We start from the raw sequence: 3,569 nt of genomic DNA, 5'->3' as shown, positions 1-3,569 counted from the left end.
GAACTTCTCGAACCATCTTCGATCGACCGTTGATTGATGGCGATGTCAAATCTCGAACAGGCGGCCCGGTGATATCGATTGAAGCCGAGGGCATTTACTCGGATGATTCAAAATACCGATACCTGATTGAATTTACGCTTGGCGAACTTGAGGCACTTATCGGAAAAAGCGGCCCGGCACTCGGGGCGGGTAGGCCAGTAAGCACCGGGCCTAACCGGCAGGGGCATCAAGATAGCGGCGCCGGCTGTCGTAACCGTTGATTCAACCATTGCTGGTATAAGGAAGTGTGGAAGCGGCTCCGACACACTGGGCTGGGTAGGGCGTAGCCTGCCGGAGCCGCCTGCGCAGTCGGTTGGGTGATTTGACCGCGCCGTCCTATTTTGGGACAGCGCGGTCAACGATTCGTTAAAATGTTCCGGAACTAATTAAGCGCGTGCTAATTGTATCCGCCGGACGGGTCAGTTCATGCGTTTGAAGTTCATCGAGCCGTTGTTGCCGACCCTTGTCGAGAAGCCTCCCGACGGCGACGTCTGGATTCACGAGGTCAAATTCGACGGATATCGATCGCAAATGGTGATCGACGAAGACGGCACCCGCATCTTTACCCGCAATGGTCTCGACTGGACCTCCAAATATCGCGACCTCGCCACTGCCAGCACCGAACTGGGCGCGGAAAGCGCTATCATCGACGGCGAGATCATCGTTCTCAATGACAAGGGCCTGTCCGACTTCGCTGCTCTGCGCAGCGCGATCACTCGCCGGCAACACGACTTGTATTTCGTCGCATTCGATCTGCTTCACCTCAATGGCCACGATCTTCGCGACGTGACGCTGGAGGAGCGGCGCGAGATCCTCGAAAGCATGATCCCGGCCGATATCAGGATTCAATTCAGCCAGGCGTTGCCCGGTGACGCAAAGAGCATCTTCCACCTTGTCGACAAGGCTGGGCTTGAGGGAGTGGTGTCGAAGCGGAAGGACAGCAAATACCGCAGCGGCCGCTCGACCGCTTGGTTGAAGGCCAAGAGCTACATGGTGGAGGAATACGAGATCCTCGGCGTCGAGCGAGAGATGGGCAAACCAGCTTTCGCCCTGATGGCCGACAGGAAGACGGGACGCTACATCGGTTCGGCCTTCATCAACTCGAGCCGCCAGATCCGCGAACGACTTTGGAAGCGCGTCCAGGAACACACCGGACCTGCGCCGAAGGGCATGAAGCGGCCAGCGACGCAGTGGGTCAAGCCAGGCTTGATCGGGCGTGTGAAGCACTTGCGCGGGGAAGAAGACCTGCGGCACGCCTCCTTGCAGGATTTCCGGGAGGAATAGTTTGCGGTTCGGCGGATATCTGATCAGTCGCGCTGCCATTGCTTGTGCCGCACGGCTATAGCTCATTGAAGGCGCGGGCCGCTGCATCGCATGCCACCTTGGCGCGCCAAATCGTTGGATTCTATCCACTAGGCCAGCATCTTTTAGGACTCGCGAATATTTCTCTACGGGTTATTAATTTCAGCGTCGTGCCTATCGAATAGCGGCATAGCGGGCGATTGGAAGATGACAGTGCTTCCGCCAATCCAGCTGGAGGTGTGATGTCAGGCGCCAAGGTGTCGGCATTAGATGCTGAAATACTACGAAACGCATACCGCAAAGCGGTCATCGAAGAGAATGTCCCCGAGGATCGATGGCGTGACTATGCCTCGCAACTGATCCGCGACTACACCGGTGCAAAGGCGGTGGACGCCGAACTGTTGGATTGGGTCGTTCGGAATGGTGGAACAAACTAGCTCTTAGTCAGAAAGCGCGCCTCTCGCAAAAGGGCCAATTGTGCGGCCCAAGGAAGGCGATAAGCTCCTTAGCCTGGCCTTCGGTAGTCCGGGTCTCTTTCACCAGACGCTGCGCCGCAAGGTCGCTCGCTGTCCGCGGCGGCCTGCCTACATCGTCAACCATATCGGGTATCCCTTCGCTGACCAAACGGTCCTATCGGTCACTGGTTCCGCTGGTAGGCGCATGTAGGTGGAGGCGCTACCAGGCCGTGAGGAATGGCCGATGCGGTCGGGCTTGCTTGGGGTGGACCGCATCGGCCACTGCGGGTTTGTTTTGGACCCCTCCCGCGTCGGTGAAATTAGAGGCATATTAGCAATCGCGCAACTAAGCCTATAGGGCTACCCAGCCGTAGGTGGCTTCGCCGGACCTGTCCCGTTCCACTGGATGAATGGCGCCCGTTTCCCGGTGATGGTCTCAATCGACTTCAGCAGCGGCCCGTGGACCTCACGAAGTGCTTGGTAGTGCTCACAGTGGTATGCCAGGAGGGGACCGACGATGCTCTTGTGCAGCGCCTCTGCGGCGACCAGGAAGCGGTCGATCTGGTCCTGCGATAGCTGTTTGGATGGTTTGGTTCTGGCCATTGGCGATCTCCGTTGAAGGGGTTCGCCGCAACGAGGACTATAATCCTACAACCTAGGCCGGCTGGCAAGACCGGACGCTAGCCCTACCTCATCAGGAAGGAAATAGGGCCACGCCCAGAAGGCGATTAGGGGGCGTCTGATTCATCCGCCGTATGAAGCATTGTCTGGAATTGCGCCAGAAGATGTACCGCAGCTCGCTGTGCCGGGGTTAGACCCGGCGCGGTCCGATGGTGTCGTATCGCCATTGCGACGTCTTCCTGAAGAACCTCCTTTGGTATGATCTTTTCATGGGCTAGTCGCATTGCAAGCACTTGAACAATCGACCATGCAGCCTGCCCCGAAACTGCATCGATATGTGGTAGATTTCCCTCTGGCATATACCCCACCCGTTTTGACCCAGGGGTGAGCATACGAACTTATTCGTCGCCCGTCTTGCGCGGTCGCACGACAGCCCTCGCATTGATCGGGCCGCCCGTGGCGCCCGAGAACCGCTAGCGAAGCAAAAGGGCCACGGCGCCGAGCCCGGCCATCATCAATGCCTCATTGTGGGTCACAATAGTTGGCACCACGGTTCACTGGGCTACCTCGGCAGGGGTTTCAAGCCACACCCCAGCAAGTCCCATTGATGCTTTCGGGACGGCCCGCCGCTGCCGTGAATGGGGCGGCGGGTGCTTGGCGCTTCAGCCTTTGCGCAGCCGGCGACGCAGCCGATGATAGCTGGGAGCGCTTTGAAGGTCTCGAACTGCGTGGGTTAACAACAGCACGACAAAGAGAACCACCAGCGCAGCCGCGAGTCCGGTAACTATTGCCATTCAAGCGAACGTCGCTGTCGTCGAGATGTTCCGGGAGGATTGCGAGACGAACTTACGGGCAAGCTTGGCCTCCCATCGTCGGGCGCAGGAGAGCGGCCGGCAAGAACGCGCGCTGGCGGGGCTCCTACCCAAGGAGGTGGGGCTAAGGTCTTTGGCCACAAGGCGCAAAGGTCTGATGCGCTAGAACAGGCTGGAACAACAGCGCACTCTAATGACATGATTGGGACCTGCGCCGGGCGAATAGAGCGGCAGGCTTCTTCCCGTAATGGTCATTGGCTTCGGCCGGTGGCCTTTGGTGTGACCCGTCAGCCAGTTGGCACCGCAATTGCATGGAGCAGATATGTTGGGGGTGGGTGTG

The 3,569-nt window shown here is 58.6% G+C and carries 4 protein-coding genes; 3 read left to right on the top strand and 1 reads right to left on the bottom strand.

The features are described from left to right. From AC1DYJ_RS31785 to AC1DYJ_RS31775, 3 genes are all read left to right on the top strand, one after another. Positions 1–260: hypothetical protein (locus tag AC1DYJ_RS31785; protein ID WP_477426397.1), on the top strand; the 260-nt coding region annotated here is incomplete at its 5' end. A 205-nt stretch (positions 261–465) separates the two neighbouring features. Next, a complete protein-coding gene (locus AC1DYJ_RS31780; RefSeq protein ID WP_477289493.1) occupies positions 466–1,323 on the top strand; it encodes an ATP-dependent DNA ligase in 858 nt (285 codons plus the stop codon). Positions 1,324–1,583: 260 nt separating this feature from the next. Beyond that, the gene (locus tag AC1DYJ_RS31775) at positions 1,584–1,778 is read left to right on the top strand and encodes a hypothetical protein (RefSeq protein WP_477289491.1); all 195 of its coding nucleotides are present in this window, start codon (positions 1,584–1,586) and stop codon (positions 1,776–1,778) included. A 378-nt stretch (positions 1,779–2,156) separates the two neighbouring features. Here AC1DYJ_RS31775 and AC1DYJ_RS31770 read toward each other — a convergent pair whose 3' ends face one another. Further along, a complete protein-coding gene (locus AC1DYJ_RS31770; RefSeq protein WP_477289489.1) occupies positions 2,157–2,399 on the bottom strand; it encodes a hypothetical protein in 243 nt (80 codons plus the stop codon). Positions 2,400–3,569: the final 1,170 nt, after the last annotated feature.

Source organism: Mesorhizobium sp. P2_B11 (assembly GCF_056404855.1).
Note: the sequence above shows the minus strand (reverse complement) of the source record. Positions and strands in the feature narration are given on the sequence as shown.

Excerpts from the sequence above, each read along its gene's own strand:
- AC1DYJ_RS31780 (WP_477289493.1), top strand. The coding sequence starts at position 466 with ATGCGTTTGAAGTTCATCGAGCCGTTGTTGCCGACCCTTGTCGAGAAG.
- AC1DYJ_RS31775 (WP_477289491.1), top strand. The coding sequence starts at position 1,584 with ATGTCAGGCGCCAAGGTGTCGGCATTAGATGCTGAAATACTACGAAAC.
- AC1DYJ_RS31770 (WP_477289489.1), bottom strand. The coding sequence starts at position 2,399 with ATGGCCAGAACCAAACCATCCAAACAGCTATCGCAGGACCAGATCGAC.